Below are 24,743 nucleotides of genomic sequence, written 5' to 3' on the forward strand. Positions count from 1 at the left end.
GCGGTCATTCGCGCTCCGGGCGGTGGCCGGCGCCCTTATCCACCGCCAAGCACGGCGAAGGAGCTATTGGCAGGAATGACGGCGCCCGTCGCGTCCACGGAATGTACCGGATGCGGCATCGAACGAACGGTAGCGCGCGCAAGAGGACGACGGCGCCGGCGGCATGGCGCCGTAGGCGTTCGCCGGATTGCTGCTGCGTTGTGCCGCGGCCTGGGCCTCGCCCCATGGCGTCAGCGCGCCGCCGTTCAAGGCGCTGCGCCCGGGGTTCTGAGCCTCGAGCATCGCGGGCTCCGAAACCTGGGCAACGACCGGCGACAGGGTCATCCCCGCGAGTACCACAGCGGCTGCAATCGCCCTCAATCCGGACATGCGACCTCTCCTATCGATCAATGAAAACATGTCAAAGGTCGGCTGCGCCGCCCCACGCCCGATATGGTGACGGCAGCCTTCAGCGCACAGGGGCCTCGGCGTCACGATGCTGCGAGCGAGGCAGCGGTGGTGTCACGCTCAGTGATTTTGCACGTCGGGCCGCGGATCGGAGACGAATCCGTCGCGGTTCGGCATCTTGATGGCGGCGAGCGACCTGGCGTCGAGCACGGCATTGGCAGGCACGATGCCATTGAGGCTGAGGATGTAGGCGGACACCGCGTAGACATCCTCATTGCTCAGCGACTGCGGCGCGTTCTGCGGCATCGCGCGGCGGATGTAGTCGAACAGCGTCGAGGCATAGGGCCAGTAGCTGCCGACGGTGCGGATCGGCTTTGCGCTCGCCAGGGTGCCCTGCCCGCCGACCAGGCGGTCGCCGACACCACCCTGCCCGCTGTCGCCGTGGCACGCCGAGCACTGCTCGGCGAACACTGTGCGGCCGCGCTCGACACTGCCGCTGCCCGGCGGCAGTCCCGCACCATCGCGACCGATATCGATGTTCCAGCCGGCGATCTCGGCCGCTGTCGCCGCCCGGCCGATGCCGTAGCGCTCCTCGGCATGCGCGGCGAGCGAGAAGACCGCGACCGTGCCGGCCAGCAGCACGCAAGTGAGCTTACGCCTGGCCATTGCTGACCTCGCCATTTGCATCGATCCGCCAGGGCCAGATCGCGTTGTTGTGGTAGAATGAATTGAGACCACGCACCGCCACCAGTTCGGCCAGCGTCGGCTGCACGTAGCCGGTCTCGTCGACGGCGCGGCTCTGGATCAGAGCGGGCGTGCCGTCCCAATGCCAGGGCAAGCGGAAACGGGTGAGCGCGCGCGTCAGCACCGGCTCCTGAAGCTCGGCAGCCTGCCAGCTTTTGCCGCCATCAACGGAAACCTCGACCTGCTTGATCTTGCCATGGCCGCTCCAGGCGAGACCCGTGATCTCGTGAAAGCCCTGCGTCGTCAGCTTCTGACCGCCGGACGGCCGTGTGATGATCGATTTGGCTTCCATGTAGAAGGTGAACTCGCGCGACGTGCCGTCGGGCATCGGATCGGTGTATTTCGAGGTCTCCTCGCGCGAATAGGCCGGCTCGGCAGCAACCTTGAGCCGGCGCAGCCACTTCACGTTCATGTTGCCCTCGAAACCGGGCAGCAACAGGCGCAGCGGATAACCCTGCTGCGGACGCAGCCGCTCACCGTTCTGGCTGTAGACCAGCATGGCGTCGTCGAGACATTTTTCGATCGGGATCGAGCGCGTCAGCGCGGCGGCATCGGCGCCTTCGGCGACGATCCACTTGGCGCCCGCCTGCAAGCCTGCTTCATCCAGCACGGTCTTCAGCGGCACGCCGGTCCATTCCGCGCAGCTCACCAGACCGACGAGGTCGGAGGCGGTCTTGCCATAGGGCTTGGTGTAGACCGGGTTGCCGGAGCACTCGATGAAGTGGATTCGCGACTGCGAGGGAAAGCGGCGGATGTCCTCCATCGTGAACACCAGCGGACGATCGACCATGCCGTGCAGCATCAGCCGGTGCTCGGCCGGATCGATGGTCGGCACGCCGCCGTGGTGGCGTTCGTAGAACAGGCCGTTCGGCGTGATGATGCCGTCGAGCTCCTGCAACGGCGTGCGGCCCGAAGCGGAGATATACTGCGGGAGCGTCTTCGAGATGTTCTTGACGACGCCCTTTTCGTGTACCGATGGCGCGCCGTAGGGCTGGCTCCCCATCGGGTCGCCGGGCGCTTTCATCCATTCCGGCACGCTGGGCGGAAGATTATTCCCCGGCTCGGCAAGCGCAGGAGAACCGGCAACTCCCGCGATCGCGGAGCCGCCGGCCAGTGCCGCACCCGCCTGAAGGAATCGCCTGCGAGACGCCTCTCGCACGCGCTTGTCCGTCGTGTGTTCGCTCATCGACGTTTTCCTCTGACGTTACGAGGCGCAGCCTAACACCAAACGCGGCAAGCGAGGCAATGGCCCCGCACGCAGAGCAGCATCGACGACGTGCAACGACAGGCAAGGCTTCGAGCGAGCGGATGCGGGGACGAGGCAGCATTGATGACCAGACGGGACATCGCCGTGATGGAGATCGCCCCGCGCGGCGACCGATGCTCAGCGGTCTTGGCCCGCGTGGCCGCTTACATCCGCTCGCCGGGCAATTGACTGGCTTGCTTCACCCAGGCGGCGAACTGGGCTTCGTCGAGCTCGTCGTCCTCGCGAATGTCGAGATAGCGTATCTGCTGCTGCTTGGACTTGCCCGGCGGCACGGGATGCAGCGACGCGCCGCGAAAGAACGCCACTTTGACGTAGCGCGTGAAGACATGGAGGCCGAGGAACCAGCCTTCACCATCGATGCCGTAGAGCGGCGAATTCCACTTCACCGCCTTGTGCACGCCGGGGACCGTCCGCACGATAAGCGCATCGAGCTTGCGTCCGACGTCACGCTTCCATCCCGGCATCGCCGCGATGTAGGCCTGCACGGGAGCGTCGCCATATCCCTTCGCGATCTGCGGATTGCCGCCGGCAAGCAGGCGCGGCTTGGCAGCCCCGCGTTTCGCAGCCGCCTTCTTTGTGCTCTTCACCGGCGTCTTGCGTGCCTTGCCAACCATTGCGTCTGATCCAACCGGCTCACGTCTCGCGCACTGAGCGATGCCGCCCTCGCGAACCGGATCATATCTGCTACGTGCCGACGTGTCCTCATTGCCTGCGAACGTTCGCGGCGGCGTATCGACGCGCGAGCCGTTTCCTTGCGACGATCCGCGAGGCCAGATCGTGGCTGGAGTCTAGTCGATCACCGGCGGCGTGCCGTGGGTGTGGAACGACTCGATCGTCTTCAATCCCCAGGCCTGCCCCTTCTTGCGCTCCTCCTCGGTCCACACGATCGGCTTCCAGTCCGGCGCGAGGATCAGGCGCGCTCCGGCATTGGCGACCTCGACGCGGTTGCCGCCGGGCTCATAGACATAGAGGAAGAAAGTCTGCTGGATCGCATGCTTGTGCGGTCCGGTCTCGATATGCACGCCATGCTCGAGGAAAATATCCGCGGCGCGCAGGATCTCCTCGCGGCTGTCGAGGGCGTAAGTGACGTGGTGAAACCGGCCGCGCTTGCCATAGTGGTCGCGCGTGTAGGCGAAGTCGTAGCTCTTGTTCGACATCGTCATCCACATCGCGGCTTCCGTGCCGTCGTTGAGCACGATCTGCTCGGTGGTACGGCATCCGAGATAGGTCTCGAAGAACAGCCGATTGGCCCTGATATCGACGGCGAGGCAGTTGAGATGATCGAGCCGGCGGACATTGACGCCGCGCGCCGGAAAGCGTTGCGCCTGGTTCTTCAACGCCGGCCTCAGCTCGGCCGGCGCCTCGTACCATTCGGTCTCGTAATAGAGCTCGATCACGTGGCCGTCGGGATCGCGGCAGCGGAAGGCCGGCCCCTGCCCCATGTCGCCATCGATCCATCCGATGTCGAAGCCCGAGCCCTTCAGCGCGGCGACGCGGCGCTCAAGCGCCTGAGGGCTGCGGGCCCGTAGCGCCATGTGCTCCATGCCCGAGGTGTTCGATGCGGTCAGCTTCAGCGAATAACGCTCATAATCGTCCCAGCCGCGCAGATAGACCGACTCTCCGCTCCGACCACTCACGGTCATGCCCATGACATCGACGAAGAACTTCAGGCTCTCGTCCGGCTTCGGCGTCAGCAGCTCCATATGCCCGAGATGAGCGAGATCGAAGATCGGTTCCGGCTGCATGCGGCGGTCTCCTCGTGCGACGACACCGGACCGACATCTTCCGCTCGGCGACACCGGCATGTCTATTTGTACTAGTGTACAAATGATTAGGTCTCGTCAACAAATTATTGCTGCCGCCATCGATTGCACCGGTCGAGCCGGCATCCGCGACCTAGCCCTTTGACGCCATCACCGCTGCCGCGCCGTGCGGCCGAGACATGGTCGCCGACACCGTCAGCGCGACCGCGAGCGCGCACACCATGCAGAGCTTCATCCGCGCCGTGCGGCGATCGGTCATCGGCAGAAAAAAGAAGAACGCGATCGCCAGGACGAGAAGCGCGTTGACGAGATAATACACGGCGAGCCCTCTTGTTGCGTATCAACAAGATGGAGCGCGCCCGCGCGACATTCCGTGGCCGGAATCACAGAGCGATGGCAAGCCGCCGAGACGACGGTCACGCGACCGATTCCGCCTTCTCGCGATGTGACGAAAGGAACCTGCGGACTTCAGCGGCCGGCACCGGCCGGCTGAACAGATAGCCCTGCATCTCGGTGCAGCCGAGGATGCGGAGCAGGTTGCGCTGCTGCTCGGTCTCGACGCCTTCCGCGGTCGTGGTCATGTCGCTGGCGGCGGCAATGTTCACGACGGCCTGAACGATCGTGGACGATGCACCGGTCCCGGCGAGATCCTTGATGAAGGCGCGATCGATCTTGATCTTGTCGAACGGAAAGCGTTGCAGATAGCTCAGCGACGAATAGCCGGTGCCGAAATCGTCGAGCGCGATGCGGACACCCAGCTCGCGTAGCTGGTGCAGGACATCGAGCGCGGCCTCGTCGTCGCGGATCAGCACGGCCTCGGTGATTTCAAGCTCGAGCCGCGACGGCGCAAGCCCCGATGCCGCCAGCGCAGCGGCGACGTTCAGTGCCAGCGTCTGGCTCTTGAACTGGACCGGAGACACATTGACCGCGACGTGGATGTGATCCGGCCAGCTCACCGCTTCCCGGCACGCCGTGTTGAGCACCCAGTGACCGAGATCGTTGATCAGGCCGGTATCCTCGGCGACCGGGATGAAATCCGCCGGCGAGATCGTGCCGCGCTCGGGATGACGCCAGCGCAGCAGCGCCTCGCAACAGCTGACCTGGCCGTGCTCGAGATGCAGCAGCGGCTGATAGTGCAGCTCAAAGCTGCCATCGGCGATCGCCTGGCGCAGCTCGAGCTCGAGGCTGCGGCGTGCCTTGGCGCGCGCGTCCATGCCGGACTCGAAGAACCGATAGGTGCGACGGCCGTCGCTCTTGGCCCCATAGAGCGCGAGGTCGGCGTTGCGCAGCAATTGATCGAGGTCGAGGCCGTCAGTGGGCGCAACCGCGATCCCGATGCTCGCGTCGGCGGTGATCAGATGCCCGCTACAGTCGATCGGCTGGCGGATCGCCCGATAGATCGCAGCCAGCAATTGCATGGTCTGGGTCTGATTGCGGACCGCGGTCTGGATCACGGCAAACTCGTCGCCGCCGAGCCGTGCCGCGATATCGGTCTCGCCGAGGCAGGAGCGCAGGCGATCCGCGATCGCCCTGAGCAATTCGTCACCTATCTGGTGGCCGAGCGCGTCGTTGACGCTCTTGAATTCGTCGATGTCGATATACATCACGGCGAGCTGCTCGTCCGGACAGATCGTCGTCAGCGCCTGCTCGAGACGCTGACGGAACAGCACGCGATTGGGTAGATCAGTGAGCGCGTCGTAATGCGCCATGTAGGCGATCTTGTTCTCGGTGCGCGTCCGTTCCGTGATGTCCTCGATGGTCGCCACCCAACCGCCCTCCGCCAGCGGCTTGTTGACGATCTCGATCGCCCGCCCGCCCGGCGCCTGGGTCAGCTGACGCGTTCCCCGGCCGAGTTGGACATTGCGGATGATGGCATCGCAGAACTCGTCGACATCGCCGTCGAACGAGCCGGTCTCCTGCCGGTGCGCGATCAGCCGCTGCATGGTGCAGCCCGGCTTCGCCACATCGGGCGAAAGCCCGAACATCTCGATGTAGGGCGAGTTGCAGATGATGATGCGCGCCGACGCGTCGTAGAGCACCAGTCCCTGCGGGATGTTGTTCACGGCGGTCACGAGATTGCGGCGCTCGGTGGCGAGCCGCGCGTCCGAGATCTCGTGCCGCTTCAGCAGCAGGAACACAATCACGGCCATGATCGCGAATGCGGCCATCAGCAAGCCTTCGCGCTCACTCCACTGCGCGGTCACGCTTCCGAACAGGCTGCCCACCAGCAGGCCGGCACAGAACGCCAGCCCCTTGGTCGAACCGGCGTCGGTAGTCCCTGACGATAAGTTGCGGTGTTCAATGCGCACGCTGATCTCTCCCCGGGCGCGGCATCGTTACGCAGCACAAATGGAAAGGTCGTTACAACTCGCAGTTAGCAATCGGTTACGAGATACCATGCGGCAGCGGGTCATGAATCACACCGAAATTCCGCAAAGTTACGGAGCGGCCGACGCGCTCCTCGGACATGGTGAATGCAACGTTAATGGCCGTACCGCGAAACCGGCGCAGCTGTACCGGAAAGCAACGATTTCCGCGCCGTAGCGCGCGGCGGCGCGCAATCTCGCGCCACGCGAGAAACAAATCGTCACCGCAAAGGTGTAGATTTAGCCGATGCGGAACCCCGGCGATTTAACGGTTTTTCCAAACCCGGGCAGGCATATTGGTCCGGACATTTATACTTTGGGAACGAGCCAGGCTAGAACTGTGACATCCTTCGGACGTGTGATCTCTGTACGCGGCTCGCAGGCCCGGGTCGGGCTGCTGGCCGGCGGCCAGATGCAACTTTCAGAAATGCGAGCGACGGTCGGCCGGTTCGTCAGCATCCGCTGTGCGAGTTCGGTCATCGTCGCCATGATCACCGAAGTGACGTGTGAGAACCTGCCGCCGTCCGAGGCCTACATCGCGACCGCCTCGGTCGACCTGCTCGGCGAGATCCTTGGCGGTGACCGGCCGAAGTTCCAGCGCGGTGTCACCCACTATCCGACCATCGGCGACAGCACCGACCTGATCACGAACCAGGAGCTGCGCACGGTGTATGCGCCGAGCGGCTCGGACCAGATCAATGTCGGCACGCTGCAGCAGGATCGTTCTGTCATCGCCTATGTCGATATCGAGGAAATGCTTTCCAAGCACTTCGCGGTGCTGGGCTCCACCGGCGTCGGCAAATCCACCGGCGTGTCGCTGCTGCTCAACGAGATCCTGAAGTCGCGGCCGAACCTGCGCATCTTCCTGCTCGACGTGCACAATGAATACGGCCGCTGCTTCGGCGAGCGCGCCCAGGTGCTCAACCCGCGGAACCTGAAGCTGCCGTTCTGGCTGTTCAACTTCGAAGAGATCGTCGACGTGCTGTTCGGCGGCCGGCCCGGCGTACCCGACGAGCTCGACATCCTCGCCGAAGTGATACCGATGGCGAAGGGCATCTACACCCAGTACCAGAACTCCGACCGGGTCGGCCTTGGGCTGAAGCGGGTCGATCCCCGGCAGGTCGGCTACACCGTCGATACGCCGGTACCCTATCGCCTGGTCGACCTGATCTCGCTGATCGACGAGCGCATGGGCAAACTCGAGAACCGCTCCTCGCGCATCATCTACCACAAGCTGATCTCGCGCATCGACGCGGTGCGCAACGATCCGCGCTACGCTTTCATGTTCGACAACGCCAATGTCGGCGGCGACACCATGGCCGAAGTGATCAGCCATCTGTTCCGCCTGCCCGCCAATGGCAAGCCGATGACCATCATGCAGCTCGCCGGCTTCCCCGCCGAAGTCGTCGATTCCGTGGTGTCGGTGCTGTGCCGCATGGCGTTCGATTTCGGGCTGTGGAGCGACGGCGTCTCGCCGATGCTGTTCGTCTGCGAAGAAGCGCACCGCTATGCCTCGGCCGACCGCAATATCGGCTTCGGCCCGACCCGCAAGGCGGTGTCGCGCATCGCCAAGGAAGGCCGCAAATACGGCGTCTATCTCGGCCTGATCACCCAGCGTCCGGCCGAACTCGACGCCACCATCATCTCCCAGTGCAACACGCTGTTCACGATGCGGCTTGCCAACGACCGCGACCAGGCGCTGCTGCGCTCGGCGGTCTCGGATGCCGCCGCCAATTTGCTGTCGTTCGTGCCCTCGCTCGGCACCCGCGAGGTGCTGGCGTTCGGCGAAGGCGTGGCGCTGCCGACGCGCTTGCGCTTCAAGGAGGTGCCGCCGCACCAGTTGCCGCGCGGCGAAGCCACCATCGCCACGGTGCCGTCGGTCACCGCCGGCCATGACATGCATTTCGTCAGCGCCGTGCTGGAGCGCTGGCGCGGCGCGACCTCGCATCGCGATACGCCCAACGACCCGAACCTCAATTCGGGGCTCAACGCCGCCGCGCCGCCACGCACGATGGCGCCGGCCGAGGCCCCGATGCTACAGCCGTCGCTGGGGCTCGATCCGGATCGCTTCTCGCTGCTGAAGAAGCCGCTGCGCTAACGCGCGATGACGCTTCAGCCGGATGATGCCTTGCCGTCATCGCGGCAAGGCGCCGATGCGCCTTGCGCTGAATCCATCATCCACTATGGTTTCGCCTGACGCCGCATCCAGGCGGCATGCCGGAACCATCTGATGACGCAACCGACCGCAAAGCGCTTCCCGACGCCCGCTCTCGACCAACTCCCCGAGGATATCCGCAGCCGCATCCTCGCGGTGCAGGAGAAGTCCGGCTTCGTGCCGAACGTCTTCCTCACGCTGGCCTACCGCCCCGACGAGTTTCGTGCGTTCTTTGCCTATCACGACGCGCTGATGGAGAAGGACTCCGGCCTCTCCAAGGCCGAGCGCGAGATGATCGTGGTGGCGACCAGCGCCGCCAACCAGTGCCAATATTGCGTGATCGCCCATGGCGCCATCCTGCGCATCCGCGCCAAGAATCCGGAGATCGCCGACCAGATCGCGGTCAATTACCGCAAGGCCGACATCACGCCGCGGCAACGCGCGATGCTCGATTTCGCCATGAAGGTGAGCCGCGCCGCCGAGGAGGTCTCCGAGGCGGACTTCGCCGCGCTTGCCGCCCATGGCTTCAGCGATGACGACGTCTGGGACATCGCCGCGGTCGCGGCTTTCTTCGCGCTCTCGAACCGGCTGGCGAACGTCACCGGCATGCGGCCGAACGCCGAGTTCTACATGCTCGGCCGGCAGCCGAAATAGAGGCGGCATTGGCAGACTGGAGCGAGATCATCCTGCGCCTCGGCGCGGCCACCCTTGCCGGAAGCGCGATCGGCCTCGACCGCGACCTGCGCGGCAAGCCGATCGGCTTGAAGACTCTGGGTCTCGTCAGCCTCTCGACGGCAATGGTCGTGCTGCTGGCAGCGCATGCGGTTGCGCCCGGCCAGTTCACCGATGCAATCAGCCGCGTGATCCAGGGCGTGCTGACCGGGATCGGATTTCTCGGCGCCGGCGTGATCGTCCGCCAGGGCGATCGTCTTCAGGTCCGCGGCCTGACCAGCGCCGCATGCACCTTGTTCGCCGCCTGCGTCGGGGTCGTCTGCGGCGCCGGACATTGGCCGATCGTGCTCACGGCGCTCGTGCTGGCGTTCCTGTTGCTGACCTTTGGCAAGCGCACCGAGCGGTGGCTGCACCACGCGCTCGGCGGCAAGGAGGATTCGTCCAAGCCGGGGGCTGCCTCCGGTCAGTCGTCAGATGCCGGCCCGCACCAGCCCGGCAAATAGGTCGCGTCCTTGCTGCGGCCGAGCGCCAGACCCTTCTCCAGCGCCTTGGCGAAATTGTTCTCCACCGTCTTGCGCGGGATATGGCGACGGAGGAAGTCGGCCCAGAGGAATTCGCTGAACGGCGTCGTGTCCTTGGCAAAGCCGCCGGCGCGGCGCATCTCGCCGGCGAGGCTGCGGAACGGATCGTCCTTGAGTTGATTGATCGATTTCGGAATGTCCTTGAAGTGGCAGCGCTCGCCCTTGGAGTTGTAGGGGTAGACCCAGCGCTTGTTGTCCATCACGCCCCAGAACACGTCACGTTCGACCATCGTGAGATCGCCGATCACCGTGACCAGGATGTCCTTGACGCCCTCTTCGTGCAGCGCCCGCGCCATGTGATGATGATCGACCACGTAATAGCGGTCGTCGGGTCCATGGACGACCGGGATCATATGCTTGCCCAGCAGTTCGGCGCGCTTCTTGTCCGAGCTGTGCTCGCGCCAGCGCTTCCGCTTTTCCTTCACCTCGTGCATGCCGACCGTCATCTGGGTCGGTCGCAGCGACAGGATCGGGACCGGTTTGACATAGGGCTCGCGCGTGTGGGCCATGATTGGTACTCCCGTTTGACCGGCACTCCGGAATGGGTTCCATTATGACATGATGTCACAGGCAGGCGAAAGAGCCGGTTCGGCGGAATGGCCCTGAGAGCAAGCGATCGAGCGAAGGCACGCATGGTCCGCCTCGGCAACCGCGAGGTCGTGACCGAGGGGTTGGAGCTCAGTTTCTGGGCCGACATCAGCCATCGCTGCATGACGGCATCCTGGCCCGCCTTTATTGGCGGTGCAGCATTGGTGTTCATCATCTTCAATGCCGTCTTCGCCCTGCTCTATTGGCTCGGCGACAACCCGATCGCCAACGTGCCCGGCGGCCAATACATCGACTACCTTTATTTCAGCATCGAAACACTTTCGACCGCCGGCTACGGCGACATGCACCCGCAGACGCATTACGGGCACTTCATCGCCGCCGTCGAGCTGTTCACCGGCATCTTCTCGATGTCGCTGATGACCGGGTTGATCTTCGCCCGCTTCTCACGGCCGAGCGCGCGGTTGCTGTTCGCCGACAATCCCGTGATCTCGAACCATGAGGGCGAGCGGACGCTGATGATCCGCCTCGCCAACGAGCGGCACAACATCATCGCCAACGCCACCGCGCGGCTGTGGTTGTTCAAGAACGACCTCAGCAAGGAAGGCATGTCCTACCGCCGGTTCTTCGAACTACCGCTCACACGCAGCGAAAGCCCGGCGCTGGCGCTGAGCTGGACCCTGTTTCACGTGATCAACCAGGACAGCCCGCTGCACGGCCTCGACGCCGCGGACCTCGAAGCCATCAATGCCGGACTCGGCGTCGTCGTGTCGGGCTATGACGACGTTGCAGCGCAAACTGTGCATGCGCGAAAATCGTACGAACATTCCGACATCCGCATCGGCTATCGCTATGTCGAGATCCTGCGCACGACGGAAGACGGCCGCCTCAGGATCGACTACAGTCGGTTCCACGACACGATCGAAGCATGAATACCACCTCTGCGCGTATGAAGATTTTAGGTGTGAAGCGCAGCGAACATGCTACACATAGTCGGCGACGCGACCGGACTGACACCAGTGAAGACGCAGCGGCCAATCTCCTCGGATGACGAGCACGTGGTGCTCAAATTCCGGCCGCGTACCTCGGCGCAGCCGCCCGGCAAGCGTGAGGAGCCGGTCCGCCCCCCTTCCGTCGCCAACGACCTGTCCCGCTACGAGCGACCGCGTGAGGAGCCGGACGACTTCCGCCAGCGCATGCTCGCCAACATCGCCGCCTTCGCCTTCACCGTGGCACTCACCGCGATCGGCATCTGGCTCGCCATGAGCATCGCCGATTTGCGCAAGACCCAGGATTGCGTGCTGATGGGACGCCGGGATTGCGCGAAGATTGCGGTGATGCCGCGCAACTAGGCGGCCCGGAACCTTACCCAAAAACCGCCTCTGACTGGCCGGCCAAGCTCCATTGAACTAACGGCCCTGCTCCGATATACGGGCACACGACTCCGGCGGCAGCAATAGGGCATTCCGGGGCAATACGCCCGCCTCGTCTGAGCCGACCCGGAATTACCTTCAATATATCAAAGGCTTAATGATGTCCTCCACATTCGAGCAGATCGCCAACATTATCGCGGAGACCTGCGACATCCCGCGCGACACGATCAAGCCGGAGAGCCACGCGATCGACGATCTCGGGATCGACAGCCTCGACTTCCTCGACATCGCCTTTGCCATCGACAAGGCCTTCGGCATCAAGATGCCGCTCGAGAAGTGGACCCAGGAAGTCAACGACGGCAAGGCCACGACGGAGCAGTACTTCGTGCTGAAGAATCTCGCCGATCGCATCGACGAGTTGGTTGCGGCCAAGAACGCGGGCACGGGCACGGGCTCGTAATCGCCCATCATGCAGCTCGAAATCTTTCAGCTGATCGACCGGATCGTCGCCCTCGACCTCGACGCGAAAACCATCGTCGTCGAGGCGGACGTGCCGCCCGACAGTCACTCGGTGTTCGCCGGCCACTTCCCGGGTTACCCGATCATGCCCGGTGTGTTGCTGACCGAAGCAATGGCGCAGAGTTCGGGTTGGCTGATCCTCGGTCTGACCAAGTTCGCGCGCATGCCCTTCCTCGCCATGGTCAAGGAAGCCAAGATGCGCGGCTTCGTCAGCCCCGGTTCGACACTGACGATCGAGGCCAAGATCGAACATGAAGGTTCGGGCTTCACCGTGACCTCGGCGAAGGTCCGCGTCGGCAAAGAGCTCAAATGCAATGCCGACCTAACCTTCCGCCACATCCCGTTCCCGAGCCCGGACTTGCGCGTGCACATGGATGCGATGGCCAGCAAGATCGGTTTTCCGATGCAGGCAATGAGCAATGGCTGAGAAGGAAGTCTGGATCACCGGCGTAGGCCTGCTCTCCTCGCTTGGCGAGGGGCTGGATACGCATTGGCAGGCGCTGGGCGAAAGGCGCGTCAATGCCGATGAGCAGCGTCTCGCGCCATATGTGATTCATCCGATCGCCCCCGTCAGCTTCGACGCCCAGATCCCGAAGAAGGGCGATCAGCGCCAGATGGAGCTGTGGCAGCGGATCGGCACTTATGCCGCCGGGCTGGCGCTGGATTCCGCCGGCGTCAAAGGCAATCAGGAAATCCTGTCGCGGATGGACATGATCATCGCGGCCGGCGGCGGCGAGCGTGACCTCAATGTCGACCTGGCGATCATGAATGCCGACGCGCAGGGTAACCTGCCGCCCGCCGTCCTCAACGAAAAGCTGATGAACGAACTGCGGCCGACGCTGTTCCTGGCACAGCTCTCCAATTTGCTTGCCGGCAATATCGCGATCGTTCACGGCGTGTGCGGGACCTCGCGCACCTTCATGGGCGAGGAAGCCTCCAGCATCGACGCAGCACGGATCGCAGTCGCGCGCATCGGCGCCGGACAGAGCGACATCGCGCTAGTCGGCGCCGCCCATAATGGCGATCGCGGCGACCTGCTGATGCTCTATACGTTCGGTGACTTCGCGCTGAAGGACCGGCATAGCTCGGTCTGGGCCCGCAGGAACAACCCGGGCTTTGCGATCGGCTCCGCCGGCGCCTTCCTGGTGATGGAATCGCGCGAGCATGCCGAGGCCCGCGGCGCGAAGCCGTATGCCAAGTTGACCAGAGTGGTCGCCGACCTTGCCAAGCGCAAGCAGCCAGGCGCGGTGACGAAGTCGCTCCAGGCGATGTGGCCGCAACTCGGCATCCGCGATGACCACGCCATGCTGATCACGGGCGCCACCGGCGCCGAGCCCGCGACCGCCGAGGAGCGTGCATTCCTGGCTGAGCATCCCGGCCTTGCGGTGCGTGCCACCGGAACGACCTTTGGGCATGCCATGGAGGCGCAATTCCCGCTCGGGCTCGCGCTCGCGGCGTTGTCGATCTCGCGCGGCGCGCTCTACCCGGCCAACGATCCAACCGGGCTGGAGGTTGAAAAGACCGAAGTGCCAACCCAGATTGTCGTGTTGGGGGTCGGCCACTGGCAGGGCGAAGGCATGGCGCTTGTCGAGGCCGTCAGTTAGAGCATGATCCGGAAAAGCGCGAAGCGGTTTTCCGAAAAGATCATGCTCAAATGAACAGCTAGGGCGCGATGAATCTCGTCGCGTTTCAAGTCCGGCGCAAGCACCGACGGGGACATCATGACAGCACCACGCGATAAATTCGGCCGACCGATCGTTGTCGTGACCGGCATGGGAATCGTGACGTCGCTCGGCGGCGGCAAGACCGACAACTGGAAGCGTCTCACCGCGGGAGAGTCCGGCATCAAGACCGTGACGCGCTTTCCGCTCGACAGTTTGAAGACCACGATGGCCGGTGCCGTCGATTTCGTCACCGTCGACCCGTTCTCCTCGACCAGCCTGTCGCAGCGTCTGGCGGAGATCGCGACTGAAGAGGCGCTGGCGCAATCCGGGATTGGCAGCAAGGGTGACTTTCCCGGCCCGCTGTTTCTGGCGGTCGCCCCGATCGAGACCGAGTGGCCGCAGCGGCTCGAAGTCGCGCGCGCCGTTCCGACCAAGGACTTCGGAATCATCGACTATCTGGCGACCTGCGGCGGCGGCCAGTTTGCGCATTTCCACCGGCGTTTCACCTTCGGTTCGGTCGCGCTCAGCCTCGCGGAGACCTTCGGCACCAAGGGATCGCCGATTTCGCTCTCGACCGCTTGCGCGTCCGGTGCGACCGCGATCCAGCTCGGCGTCGAGGCGATCCGCCGCGGCGAGACCGATGCGACGCTGTGCATAGCAACCGACGGCTCGGTCAATCCGGAAGCGTTGGTGCGCTTCTCGCTGCTGTCGGCGCTCTCCACCCAGAACGATCCGCCGCAGGGCGCCTCAAAGCCGTTCTCGAAGAACCGCGACGGCTTCGTGATGGCCGAAGGCGCCGGCGCCCTGGTGCTGGAAAGCTACGATGCCGCGATGGCGCGCGGCGCGCGCATCCTCGGCGTCGTCGCGGGCTGCGGCGAGCTCACCGATTCCTTCCACCGCACCCGCTCCGCCCCCGACGGCAAGCCGGCGATCGGCTGCGTGCGGAAGACGCTTGCCGACGCCGGCATGGAGCCACAACAGATCGATCACATCAACGCGCACGGCACCTCGACGCCGGAAAACGACAAGATGGAATATCTGGCAACCGCCGCCGTGTTCGGCGAGCACACACCGAACATTCCGGTGTCGTCGAACAAGTCGATGGTCGGCCACACCATCTCTGCCGCCGGCGCAGTCGAGGCGATCTTCTCGCTGCTCACGCTCGAGCATCAGCGGATTCCGCCGACGATCAATTACGAGGTGCCCGACCCGGCTATCCCGTTCGACGTGGTCGGCAACAAGGCGCGCGACGCCAAGGTGACCGCCGTGATGTCGAACTCGTTCGGATTTGGCGGGCAGAACGCCTCGCTGATCCTGACGCGCGAGCCGGCCTAACGCGGCGGCCTCGCCTCATCAGATGAAACGCCTGATCCTTCGCACCAGGGCGCAGCTCCGTGACGCTGCCAAGCCCGTGACCAACGCTGCCATTGGCGCGTTGACGACCGGCCTGCTGCGCACCACGCGCTATTTCGATCCGGAGAAGACCGCGCGGTTCTTCGGCAGCGCCGCGCATTTCATCGGCCGCCGGCTGCGTGAAGATCGCATCGGTCGCGAGAACCTCACGGCCGCCTTCCCCGAGAAGTCGCCGCAGGAGATCGAGGAGATCCTGACCGGCGTCTGGCACAACCTCGGACGCATCGGGGCCGAATTCGCGCATATCGACCGCATCTGGGATCATGATCCCGCGAATCCGGACAAGCCGGGCCGCGTCGAGTTCTCGGCGCGCAGCAAGCAGTTGTTCGACGAACTGCGCGACGACGGCAAGCCGGCGTTGTTCTTCGCCGCCCATCTCGGCAACTGGGAGCTGTCGCCAATTGCCGCCGCGGCGCACGGGCTCGACGCCACGATCCTGTTCCGGCGGCCGAACATCGAGGCCGCCGACCGCGCCATCGAAAAGATCCGCGCGGTCAATCTGGGCACGCTGGTCCCGGCCGGCCGCGACGCGCCGCTCAAGCTGGCGCAAGCACTGAAGAACGGCCAGCACGTCGCGATGCTGGTCGACCAGTATTTGACCAATGGCGTTCCCGTCACCTTCTTCGGCCGCAAGACCACCGCGAACCCGCTGCTGGCACGCCTGCGCCGGCAGATCGATTGCCCGATCCACGGGACCCGGATCATCCGCCTGCCCGACGGCCGCTTCCGCGGCGAGGTCACCGAGGAAGTGAAACCGGTGTTCGACCCATCCGGCCAGATCGACATCCAGGGCACGATGCAGGCGATCACCGACATCGTCGAGGGCTGGGTCCGCGAGTACCCGGATCAATGGCTCTGGCTGCACCGGCGCTGGCGGTAGCGCCTGAGCCCTCGTCATTGCGAGCGAAGCAATCGACCTCGCAGCGGCGCGAGACGTGGATTGCTTCGTCGCATCGCTCCTCGCAATGACGGATAGACCTACTTCCCGGTCTTCACCCGCGTCCACAGCCGGTTGATGATGCGCTGCGTGGCAGGATCGCGCGCTGAAATCACGAACAGCTTCTTCTGCATCGCCTCGTCCGGATAGATGTCCTTGTCGTTGAAGATCTTCGGATCGATCAGCTTCTGGCTCGCCAGATTGCCGTTGGCGTAGGACAGGAAGTTCGAGTTCTTCGCTGCCACTTCGGGTCGGTAGAGATAGTTGATCAGCTCATAGGCCTCGGTGACGTTCTTGGCATCGGCGGGAATCGCGAGATTGTCGAAGAACATCTGCGCGCCCTCCTTCGGGATCGTGTAGCCGATCTCGACGCCGGTCTTGGCCTCCGCCGCCCGGCTGCGCGCCTGCATGATGTCGCCCGACCATCCGACCACGAAGCAGATCTCGCCGGAGGCCAGCGCGCTGAGATATTCGGACGAATGGAATTTGCGCACATAGGGCCGGATCTTGATGACGAGATCGGCGGCCTTCTCGAGGTCGGACTGCCTGGTCGAGTTCGGATCGAGGCCGAGATAGCTCAGCGCCGCCGGCAGGATGTCGTCGGCGGAATCCAGCATATGGATGCCGCAATCCTTGAACTTGGCGAGGTTCTCCGGCTTGAACACCATGTCCCAGCTATCGATCTTGGCATCAGGCCCGAGAATCTTCTCCGCCATCTTGACGTTGTAGCCGATGCCCGTGGTGCCCCACATGTAGTTGGCGCCGTAAACGTTGCCGGGATCGTAGGTGGCAAGTTGCCCGGTCACCACCGGCCACGCATTGGCGAGGTTCGGCAGCTTCGACTTGTCGAGCTTGAGGAACACCTTCGCGGTGATCTGGCGTTGCAGGAAATAGCCGGTCGGCACCACGACGTCGTAGCCCGACTTGCCCGCGAGCAGCCGCGTTTCCAGCGTCTCATTGGCGTCGAACGTGTCGTAGACCACCTTGATGCCGGTTTCCTTGGTGAAGTCCTCGAGGACTCCCGGCGCCATGTAGTTCGACCAATTGTAGAAGTTGACCGTGCGCTCCTGCGCATCGGCGGAGACGGACACCAGCAGGACCGCCGCGACTGCGCCGACGAAGCTGACGAGACGACGGTTCTGCTTCTGCATTCTGCTCTACCTCTTGCGGCGATGCACGGCGTCGGACAACCGCTCCAATGCGGTGTCGAGCGTCGAGTCCTTCTTGGCGAAACAAAAGCGCACGACCGACGTCACCGCATCCTGCTCGTAAAACGCCGAGACCGGAATAGCCGCAACCTTGTAATCCTGCACAATTCTCCAGCAGAACTCCGCATCGGTCTCATTGAGCCCAAGCGGCGACAGGTCGACCGTGAGGAAGTAAGTGCCCTGCGACTTCAGCACGGGAAAGCCGATGCTCTCGAGCCCCCGGGTCAGGCGGTCACGGCTTCGCGCCATGTCCTTGCGCATGTCGATGAAGTAGTCGTCCGGCTTGTTGAGGCCGTAGGCGACGGCGGCTTGCAGATTGGGCGCCGTCGTGAAGGTGAGGAATTGGTGCACCTTGGCCGCAACCCGCAGCAACGGCGGCGCGGCGCAGACGAAGCCGATCTTCCATCCCGTCAGCGAGAAGATCTTGCCCGCGCTGCCGACCTTGATGGTGCGGTCGCGCATTCCGGGGATCGTGATCAGCGGGATGTGCTCGCGACCGTCGAACACGACGTGCTCCCAGACCTCGTCGCAGATCGCGACGACATCGAATTCCTGGCAGTACCGCGCCAACAGCTCGAGGTCCTCGCGCGGATAGACCACCGCTGCCGGGTTGAGCGGATTGTTGAACAGCACCGCCTTGGTCTTGTGATTGAAGACGCTGCGCAGCATCTCCTCGTTGAGCCGCCACTCCGGCGGTTCGAGCCGCAACAGCCGCGGAATGCCGCCGGCCTGGCGGATGATCGGCAGATAGGAATCATAGACCGGCTGGAAGCACACCACCTCGTCGCCCGGCTCGACCACCGAGAGGATCGAGGAAGTCAGCGCCTCGGTGCCACCGGAGGTCACCATCACCTCGGTCATCGGATCGAGCTTGAGCCCGTGCCAGTGACCGTAATGCGAAGCGATCGCCTGGCGGAGCTCGGGGATGCCCATCATCGACGGATACTGGTTGTAACCGTTGATGGAGGCGTCCGCGGCGGCGCGGCGGATGTCCTCCGGTCCGGGATCGTCGGGAAAGCCCTGGCCGAGATTGATGGCGTTGTTGTCGCGCGCGGCCTGCGACATCGCCTCGAAAATGGTGACGGGAAGGTCCGCGAAGACCTTGTTCATGGAGGTCATGTCGGGGATCAGCCGCCGGTCTTGGTGGGCAATCCCGCCGCCTTCCAGCCGATAATGCCGCCCGCCAGATGCTTGTCGTAGGGCAAGCCGGCGGCCTGCGCGGCCAGCGAGGCCGTCACCGAGCGCTTGCCGGAGCGACAGGCGAACACCACCTGCTTTCCCTTCGGATCGGGGATCGCTGACGGATCGAACGTCGATAGCGGCACCACGACGCCGTCGGGATAGGCCTCGACTGCGACCTCGTTGGGCTCGCGGACGTCGACCAGGAGGTAGCGGCCTTCCGCTATGCCCTTCGACACCTCGTCCGGAAACAAATCTTCCACCTTGTGGTCCGCCACGGAAATATCCTCCCGATCATCCGATTGGCGAGCGTCACGCGGCTCGCCGGTCCGGCGCGCAAAGTCGCCTCTCGCGCGGAGAAAATCAAGCGCCCGAAACGGGTTAGATGTCGCGCAGACGGCGCTGGACCCCGATCGACTTGGCAACGCGTTCGGGCGTCTGAAGTTGTCGCGCCGGCCCGTTATCCCCCGCTTTGAACACCAAACCGGGCCGAGGCTGAGAGCTTCGCTACGACGAGAAACAGTGAGCCACAATAGTGCGGTCCGGTGTGAGGCCAGTGTTCTCAGCGCCTTATCCTGCTGTTGGACGCTTCTTCCTACGTGTTAGGTTCTGCCTTTCAGCGCTGGGAGGCCCATGTGGAGCCCGAGCGGAGACAGATCACAGTCCTGTTCGCAGACCTGGTTGACTTCACGGCCTTTTCGGAGCGGAAGGGCGAGGAAGCGGCGTTCCTGCTCATGCGCGACTTGGCGAAGCTCATGGAGGAAGCCGTGCATGAGCAAAGTGGCGTCGTGCAGGGCTTTACCGGCGATGGGATAATGGCAGTCTTCGGCGCCCCGGCGGCATTGGAGGATGCGCCGCTGCGGGCATGCCGCGCAGCCCTGTCGATCTTGCAGAAGTTGAAGACTTCTGGAGCGGACATCCAAGCCGCGCATGGGTTGCGACCGCAACTGCGGATGGGTCTCAATACGGGTCTGGCGGTCGTCGGGACGGTGCAGGGCGGCACGGGAGCCGCCGCAACGGCACTCGGCGACACGGTCAACGTCGCGGCGCGCCTTCAGACTTTGGCAGAGCCGGACTCGGTCGTCATAAGCAGCACGACCTTCCGATTGGTACAGGGATTGGTAGAGACAACTTTCTCGGGCGAGCACGAGATCAAGGGAAAGGCCGACCGGCAAGGCGTTTACAAGCTTGGGGCCCTTCGACAGGGTGTTACGCGTTTCGACGTGGCGGTAAGTCGGGGCCTGGGAGCCTTCGTTGGACGAGGCCTCGAGTTGGAGGAATTGGAGCGCAGCCTCGCGGAAGCCCGGACCCAACTTCGTGTCGTCGACCTCGTGGCTGAGCCTGGCATGGGCAAATCACGCCTTGTGCACGAGTTTCGTCAAACGATCGCAGACAACCGCGCCTTCGTGCTGTCCGGGAGTTGTTCGCCAGAGAGCCAGCAAACATCGTTCTTTCCTCTCATCGAGGTGGTGCGCGGCTCGTTCCGGATCGCGATCGGCGAAGCCGAAGCGGATGTCGTGCAGAAGATTGAAATGGGGCTTGTCGCTCTTGGGCTCCACTCGTCACGAAATCTTGGCCTGTTGCTCCATCTGCTCGGCCTCAAGGTACCGGATGGCGCGCTGACAGGGCTCGATGGGGTGCTGATCGGCTTGCGCACGCGCGAGCTTCTGCTTCAACTCCTTGCATCGCGCTGCCGTCTCTCGCCCGTGATTTTGGTGGTGGAGGATTTGCACTGGATCGACAGTGTGTCCCAGGAGGTGCTGGACAAACTCGTCAAAAGCGAAGCCGAGCAGCGGCTTCTCTTCATCCATACCCGACGGCCGGAATACAAGCCGCCTTGGCTGGATAGCACATTCGTCCTCAGTCTCAGCCTGGATCCGCTCCCTGGTGGTGACATCCGCCGCCTGATCCAGACGCGGTTAGGTGTCGCGGCGTTGCCTGAAGCGCTTGCGCGGGAGGTCGTAGATAAGGCCGAAGGCAATCCGCTGTTTGCTGAGGAAATCGTGAGCTTTCTCGGCGAACGGGGCGTGGTTCGGCTGATTGCGGGGAAGGTAGAATTTGATTCCACCGCTCTGGCATCAGCCCTGCCCGCGACTGTAGAGAGCCTCTTGACTGCGCGTGTCGACCGGCTCGCCGCAGAGGACCGAAGGTTGCTGCAAGCCGCCTCTGTCATTGGCAGGCGGTTTGACCCTGACCTGCTCACCTCGGTGTTCGGAGAGGCCGACAAGGTCGAAGCACAACTCGCGGCGATGCAGGCGGCTGACCTCATACACCCTGAGGTGAAATCCAACAGCTATCTGTTCAAGCATGCTCTGGTTCGAGACGCGTTGTACCACAGTCTGCTCACCGAAGCGCGCACAGCCATGCACCTGCGGATCGCTGAGGAGATTGAGCGTCGCGGCGGCAACAGGCTCACTGAAGTGGCCGAGGTACTCGCATATCATTACAGCCAGGCCAGCCGCGCCAAAAAGGCGTTCGCCTACTCGTCGATGGCTGGCACCAAAAGCCTCAGTGTCTATTCACTGGAAGAGGCAACCAGTCATTTCACCGCAGCTCTTGGCCTGCTTCACAGCGATAGCGACTGCGCCTCCGACGATCAGGTCGCCGAATTCCTGGTGTCCTACACGTTTCTGCTGAACATGACCGCGCAGATCAAATCCACGATCGACGTCGCCGAACGCTACCTGCCACGGATCGATCGCCTTCTGGATGATCCGAGAGCTGTTCTCATTCGACACAACTATGTATTCGCGCTCCTCTGGAATACGCGATATCGCCTCGCGCGCGACGTGCAGCTGCAATCCCGGCAAATGGCGGAACGTCTCGGCGATAGCAGACCACGGGCCTATGCGTTGACCAGCGAGATCCTCTTCTCCACGATTGTTGCACCCAAGCCGCCACATGAGTTTGAGTCTCTCAAGCGCGACGCTATCAGCGCCGCTTCCGACACGGCGGACGCTCACATTCAGAATTGGGCCAGGTTTGTGGTCGCGTGGGAGGAATTCCACCAAGGTCGGATGAACGACGCGCGGGACTCGGCAAGAGCCCTCATGGAAGTTGGCCAGCGGCTGGATGACCCCCGATCCACGGGGCTTGGCCTCTGCGTGTTGGCCTTGATTGCGATGCTATCCGATGCATACCTGGAGGCGCTGGAATTCAGTGAGCAATCGATTTCCCTCGCGGTTACGCCGTTCGATCGGGAAACAGCTCTCAACATCAAGGGGTGCGTCCTCGCGCTTCTGCGGCGGACCGAGGAAGGTTTGAGTATCCTGGAGGCCTTTCGGAACCGATGCGCCGTTGATGGCGATTTGTATTCTCTGACGACGAGCGATGCCATCCTCGGAGTGTCGAAGGTGATCCAAGGAGACATCAGCAAGGGAATTCGGTTGCTGAAGGAAGCCATATCGAAGCGGGAAAACGAGGGCTACCGGGCTGCCGCGGATTGGTATCGTTTGTTCCTCGGCGAGGTTTACCTGCAGATCATTGAAGGAAAGGAAAAGGTGCCGCTCAAGATCTTGCTGAGAAACCTCCTGACTCTCCTCAAGGTGATGGGCACTGCGTCGCCAAGCATTCGTATCTTGATGGAGAGTCTCTTGGCCAATCCGCGCTTCCATCCAGATGGATACATGCCGGGCCGAGCCCACATGCTTCTCGGCTTGCTTTACAAGGCCAAGAAAAGAACCGCACCCGCCTTGCATCACCTTACTGAGTCGAGGCGAATTCTTTCTCAGTTTGGCAAGACACCCATACTGACGCGAGTTGACGCGGCTCTCGCGGAATTGGATTAGCATTCCGTTCGATGGATCGATGCGCTGCGCCGCAGCCGGCTTTCGCTGTAGGTCCGACTCGATAAATCCGGGCGTCCAAACGCTTCCCGGAAATCACCCGGCGTCAGCTAGTCCAAGCCCTATTAGATCGTGACCTGCGTGCCGACCTCGACCACCCGCCCGGTCGGGATCTGGAAATAATCGGTGGCGTCGTTCGACGAGCGGCTCAGCGCGATGAACAGGTGATCCTGCCAGCTCGGCATGCCGGAATGCGCCGCCGGCTTCAGCGCGCGGCGAGACAGGAAGAACGAGGTCGACATGATGTCGAACTGCCAGCCGAGCTTACGGGCGATCGCCAGCGTTTTTGGCACATTGGGTTGCTCCATGAAGCCGAATTTCAGCGTCACCTTGGAGAAGGTCTCGGTCAGCTGCTCCATCCGGACCCGCTCGGACGGATCGATGCGCGGCGTCTGTGCGGTCTCGATGGTCAGGATGACGTTCTTCTCGTGCAGCACCTTGTAGTGCTTGAGGCTGTGCATCAGCGCGGTCGGCGCGCTGACGGGATCGCTGGTCAGGAACACCGCGGTGCCGGAGACCCGCTGCGGCGGCCGCTTCTCGAGCATCGCGACCAGATCGGCGAGCGGGAATTCCAGCTTGCGCGATTTCTCGAACAACAACCGGCTGCCGCGCCGCCAGGTGTACATCACCACGATCATCGCCCCGCCAAGCGCGAGCGGTACCCAGCCGCCCTCGAACACCTTGAGCAGGTTGGCGGCCAGGAAGGTGATGTCCAGGAACAGGAACGGCGCAACCAGCGCGGCGGCCGCGAGCGGCGACCATTTCCAGACGCGCCAGATCACCACGAAGCCCATCATCGCCGTCACCACCATGGTGCCGGTCACCGAGATGCCATAGGCCGACGCCAGCGCGCTCGACGAGCGGAACATCAGCACCAGCACGATCACGGCGATGAACAGGAAGCGGTTGATGCGCGGCATATAGATCTGCCCGGAATGCGCTTCCGAGGTGTGACGGATCTCGAACCGCGGCAGCAGGCCGAGCTGGATCGCCTGACGGGTCAGCGAATAGGCGCCGGTGATGACGGCCTGGCTTGCGATCACGGTCGCGGCCGTCGCAAGCGCGACCATCGGAATCAGCGCCCAGTCCGGGAACATCAGGAAGAACGGGTTCTCGATCCCCCTGGGATCGCCGATCACCAGCGCGCCCTGCCCGAGATAGTTCAACGCCAGCGACGGCAGCACGACGAACAGCCACGCGGTCTGGATCGGGCGTTTGCCGAAATGGCCGAGGTCGGCATAGAGCGCCTCGGCGCCGGTCACCGCGAGGAACACCGCACCAAGCGTGATGAAGCCGATCACGCCATGATGCAGCATGAACGACACCGCAAGCACCGGGTTCAGCGCGTGCAACACCTCCGGATGCCGCACGATCTGCGGCAACGCCGCGATCGCGATCACGGCGAACCACACGCACATCACCGGCCCGAAGAACGCCGCGACCCGCGCAGTGCCGCGTGACTGCACCGAGAACAAACCTACGAGGATGATCACCGTGAGGGGAACGACATAGGGATCGAAGGTCGACGTGACGAGCTTGATGCCCTCGATCGCCGACAGCACCGAGAGTGCCGGCGTGATGACGGCATCGCCGTAGAACAGCGCGCCGCTGATGATGCCGAGCAGCACGATTGCGCCGGCGCCCTTGGTGGCCGCACGTTGCGCCAGCGCCATCAGCGCCAGCGTGCCGCCTTCGCCGTTGTTGTCGGCGCGCAGCAGGATCACGACATATTTGAGCGTGACGACGACGATCAAAGCCCACAGGATCAGCGAGAGCACACCGAGCACGGCATGCGTCGTCACGCCGCCCTCGCCGCCCGCGGCGGCCACGACAGCTTCGCGGAATGCGTAGAGCGGGCTGGTGCCGATGTCGCCATAGACGACACCGATGCTGCCAAGCATCAGCGCCTTGAAAGTGGCGGTCGAATGCGCCTCGCCATGGCCATTGGCCGCGGGCGTTTCCGCCGCGGTGACCGCACTCTCGGATGACATGGGAGGATGCGCCTCTATCTTCTGCCGCACTGCACAACGCCGGACCGCAGGCCTATACTCCCGGCAGGAATGCATAGGTTAGCACGGATTCAGGCCTCAACTATGCGTATCACGCATAGATCACGATTTTTCA

22 protein-coding genes and 1 pseudogene are annotated in these 24,743 nt (G+C 63.6%); 11 read left to right on the top strand and 12 right to left on the bottom strand.

Annotation, left to right across the window (positions count from 1 at the left end; genetic code table 11):
• Positions 1–63: 63 nt before the first annotated feature.
• From CWS35_RS28100 to CWS35_RS28130, 7 genes and pseudogenes are all read right to left on the bottom strand, one after another.
• Entirely contained in the window at positions 64–369 is a 306-nt protein-coding gene (locus CWS35_RS28100; RefSeq protein ID WP_157817246.1) for a BA14K family protein, read from the bottom strand.
• Positions 370–507: 138 nt separating this feature from the next.
• On the bottom strand, positions 508–1,053 hold the full coding sequence (locus tag CWS35_RS28105) for a c-type cytochrome (RefSeq protein WP_024582217.1): 546 nt from the start codon (positions 1,051–1,053) through the stop codon (positions 508–510).
• Positions 1,040–2,317 carry a sulfite dehydrogenase gene (soxC, locus tag CWS35_RS28110; RefSeq protein WP_100954930.1) on the bottom strand — a complete coding sequence of 426 codons (1,278 nt, stop codon included), beginning with the start codon at positions 2,315–2,317 and terminating at the stop codon, positions 1,040–1,042. Before soxC ends, CWS35_RS28105 begins: the two co-directional genes overlap by 14 nt.
• Before the next feature lie 224 nt (positions 2,318–2,541).
• Positions 2,542–3,012 carry a DUF1801 domain-containing protein gene (locus CWS35_RS28115; protein ID WP_024582219.1) on the bottom strand — a complete coding sequence of 157 codons (471 nt, stop codon included), beginning with the start codon at positions 3,010–3,012 and terminating at the stop codon, positions 2,542–2,544.
• 174 nt (positions 3,013–3,186) lie between these two features.
• A complete protein-coding gene (locus CWS35_RS28120; RefSeq protein WP_100954931.1) occupies positions 3,187–4,143 on the bottom strand; it encodes a catechol 2,3-dioxygenase in 957 nt (318 codons plus the stop codon).
• 151 nt (positions 4,144–4,294) lie between these two features.
• Positions 4,295–4,480, bottom strand: coding sequence for a hypothetical protein (locus tag CWS35_RS28125; protein ID WP_024582221.1), 186 nt, complete (start codon positions 4,478–4,480; stop codon positions 4,295–4,297).
• Between the two features lie 97 nt (positions 4,481–4,577).
• Positions 4,578–6,353: pseudogene (locus CWS35_RS28130) on the bottom strand (putative bifunctional diguanylate cyclase/phosphodiesterase); the annotation flags it as partial.
• Positions 6,354–6,867: 514 nt separating this feature from the next.
• Here CWS35_RS28130 and CWS35_RS28135 point away from each other — a divergent pair.
• The 3 genes from CWS35_RS28135 (at position 6,868) to CWS35_RS28145 (ending at position 9,857) form a co-directional block, all read left to right on the top strand.
• Entirely contained in the window at positions 6,868–8,625 is a 1,758-nt protein-coding gene (locus CWS35_RS28135; RefSeq protein ID WP_100954932.1) for an ATP-binding protein, read from the top strand.
• A gap of 132 nt (positions 8,626–8,757) precedes the next feature.
• Positions 8,758–9,336: a peroxidase-related enzyme gene (locus tag CWS35_RS28140; RefSeq protein WP_024582224.1), complete on the top strand. Its 579-nt coding sequence runs from the start codon at positions 8,758–8,760 to the stop codon at positions 9,334–9,336.
• 8 nt (positions 9,337–9,344) lie between these two features.
• Positions 9,345–9,857: an MgtC/SapB family protein gene (locus CWS35_RS28145; RefSeq protein ID WP_100954933.1), complete on the top strand. Its 513-nt coding sequence runs from the start codon at positions 9,345–9,347 to the stop codon at positions 9,855–9,857.
• Here CWS35_RS28145 and CWS35_RS28150 read toward each other — a convergent pair.
• Positions 9,818–10,444: a ParB-like protein gene (locus tag CWS35_RS28150; RefSeq protein ID WP_024582226.1), complete on the bottom strand. Its 627-nt coding sequence runs from the start codon at positions 10,442–10,444 to the stop codon at positions 9,818–9,820. The two genes, CWS35_RS28145 and CWS35_RS28150, sit on opposite strands and share 40 nt — an antisense overlap.
• 123 nt (positions 10,445–10,567) lie before the next feature.
• Between CWS35_RS28150 and CWS35_RS28155 the strand changes: the two genes are divergently transcribed.
• The 7 genes from CWS35_RS28155 (at position 10,568) to CWS35_RS28185 (ending at position 16,330) form a co-directional block, all read left to right on the top strand.
• A complete protein-coding gene (locus CWS35_RS28155; protein WP_244442234.1) occupies positions 10,568–11,413 on the top strand; it encodes an ion channel in 846 nt (281 codons plus the stop codon).
• Positions 11,414–11,500: 87 nt separating this feature from the next.
• Positions 11,501–11,833 (top strand): hypothetical protein, encoded by a 333-nt coding sequence (locus tag CWS35_RS28160; RefSeq protein WP_024582228.1) that lies wholly within the window; start codon positions 11,501–11,503, stop codon positions 11,831–11,833.
• Between the two features lie 181 nt (positions 11,834–12,014).
• A complete protein-coding gene (locus tag CWS35_RS28165; RefSeq protein WP_024582229.1) occupies positions 12,015–12,314 on the top strand; it encodes an acyl carrier protein in 300 nt (99 codons plus the stop codon).
• Between the two features lie 9 nt (positions 12,315–12,323).
• A complete protein-coding gene (locus CWS35_RS28170) occupies positions 12,324–12,800 on the top strand; it encodes a 3-hydroxyacyl-ACP dehydratase FabZ family protein (RefSeq protein WP_024582230.1) in 477 nt (158 codons plus the stop codon).
• Positions 12,793–13,977 (top strand): beta-ketoacyl-ACP synthase, encoded by a 1,185-nt coding sequence (locus tag CWS35_RS28175; protein ID WP_024582231.1) that lies wholly within the window; start codon positions 12,793–12,795, stop codon positions 13,975–13,977. The genes CWS35_RS28170 and CWS35_RS28175 overlap by 8 nt, the downstream gene beginning before the upstream one ends.
• Before the next feature lie 117 nt (positions 13,978–14,094).
• Entirely contained in the window at positions 14,095–15,372 is a 1,278-nt protein-coding gene (locus CWS35_RS28180; protein WP_024582232.1) for a beta-ketoacyl-ACP synthase, read from the top strand.
• Positions 15,373–15,394: 22 nt separating this feature from the next.
• The gene (locus CWS35_RS28185) at positions 15,395–16,330 is read left to right on the top strand and encodes a lipid A biosynthesis lauroyl acyltransferase (protein WP_024582233.1); all 936 of its coding nucleotides are present in this window, start codon (positions 15,395–15,397) and stop codon (positions 16,328–16,330) included.
• Positions 16,331–16,428: 98 nt separating this feature from the next.
• Here the strand turns inward: CWS35_RS28185 and CWS35_RS28190 are convergent, their stop codons facing one another.
• The 3 genes from CWS35_RS28190 to CWS35_RS28200 are packed head-to-tail and all read right to left on the bottom strand — an operon-like array spanning position 16,429 to position 19,052.
• Positions 16,429–17,538 carry a polyamine ABC transporter substrate-binding protein gene (locus tag CWS35_RS28190; RefSeq protein ID WP_024582234.1) on the bottom strand — a complete coding sequence of 370 codons (1,110 nt, stop codon included), beginning with the start codon at positions 17,536–17,538 and terminating at the stop codon, positions 16,429–16,431.
• A gap of 6 nt (positions 17,539–17,544) precedes the next feature.
• Positions 17,545–18,714: an aminotransferase gene (locus tag CWS35_RS28195; protein ID WP_024582235.1), complete on the bottom strand. Its 1,170-nt coding sequence runs from the start codon at positions 18,712–18,714 to the stop codon at positions 17,545–17,547.
• An 8-nt stretch (positions 18,715–18,722) separates the two neighbouring features.
• Complete coding sequence (locus CWS35_RS28200) at positions 18,723–19,052, bottom strand: rhodanese-like domain-containing protein (RefSeq protein WP_024582236.1); 330 nt, start codon at positions 19,050–19,052, stop codon at positions 18,723–18,725.
• Between the two features lie 357 nt (positions 19,053–19,409).
• Here CWS35_RS28200 and CWS35_RS28205 point away from each other — a divergent pair, with 357 nt between their 5' ends.
• Positions 19,410–22,562 carry an adenylate/guanylate cyclase domain-containing protein gene (locus CWS35_RS28205; RefSeq protein WP_145987194.1) on the top strand — a complete coding sequence of 1,051 codons (3,153 nt, stop codon included), beginning with the start codon at positions 19,410–19,412 and terminating at the stop codon, positions 22,560–22,562.
• Between the two features lie 122 nt (positions 22,563–22,684).
• Here the strand turns inward: CWS35_RS28205 and CWS35_RS28210 are convergent, their stop codons facing one another.
• A complete protein-coding gene (locus tag CWS35_RS28210; RefSeq protein WP_100954934.1) occupies positions 22,685–24,610 on the bottom strand; it encodes a potassium transporter Kup in 1,926 nt (641 codons plus the stop codon).
• Positions 24,611–24,743 lie beyond the last annotated feature (133 nt).

The organism is Bradyrhizobium sp. SK17, assembly GCF_002831585.1.
Classification (GTDB): domain Bacteria; phylum Pseudomonadota; class Alphaproteobacteria; order Rhizobiales; family Xanthobacteraceae; genus Bradyrhizobium.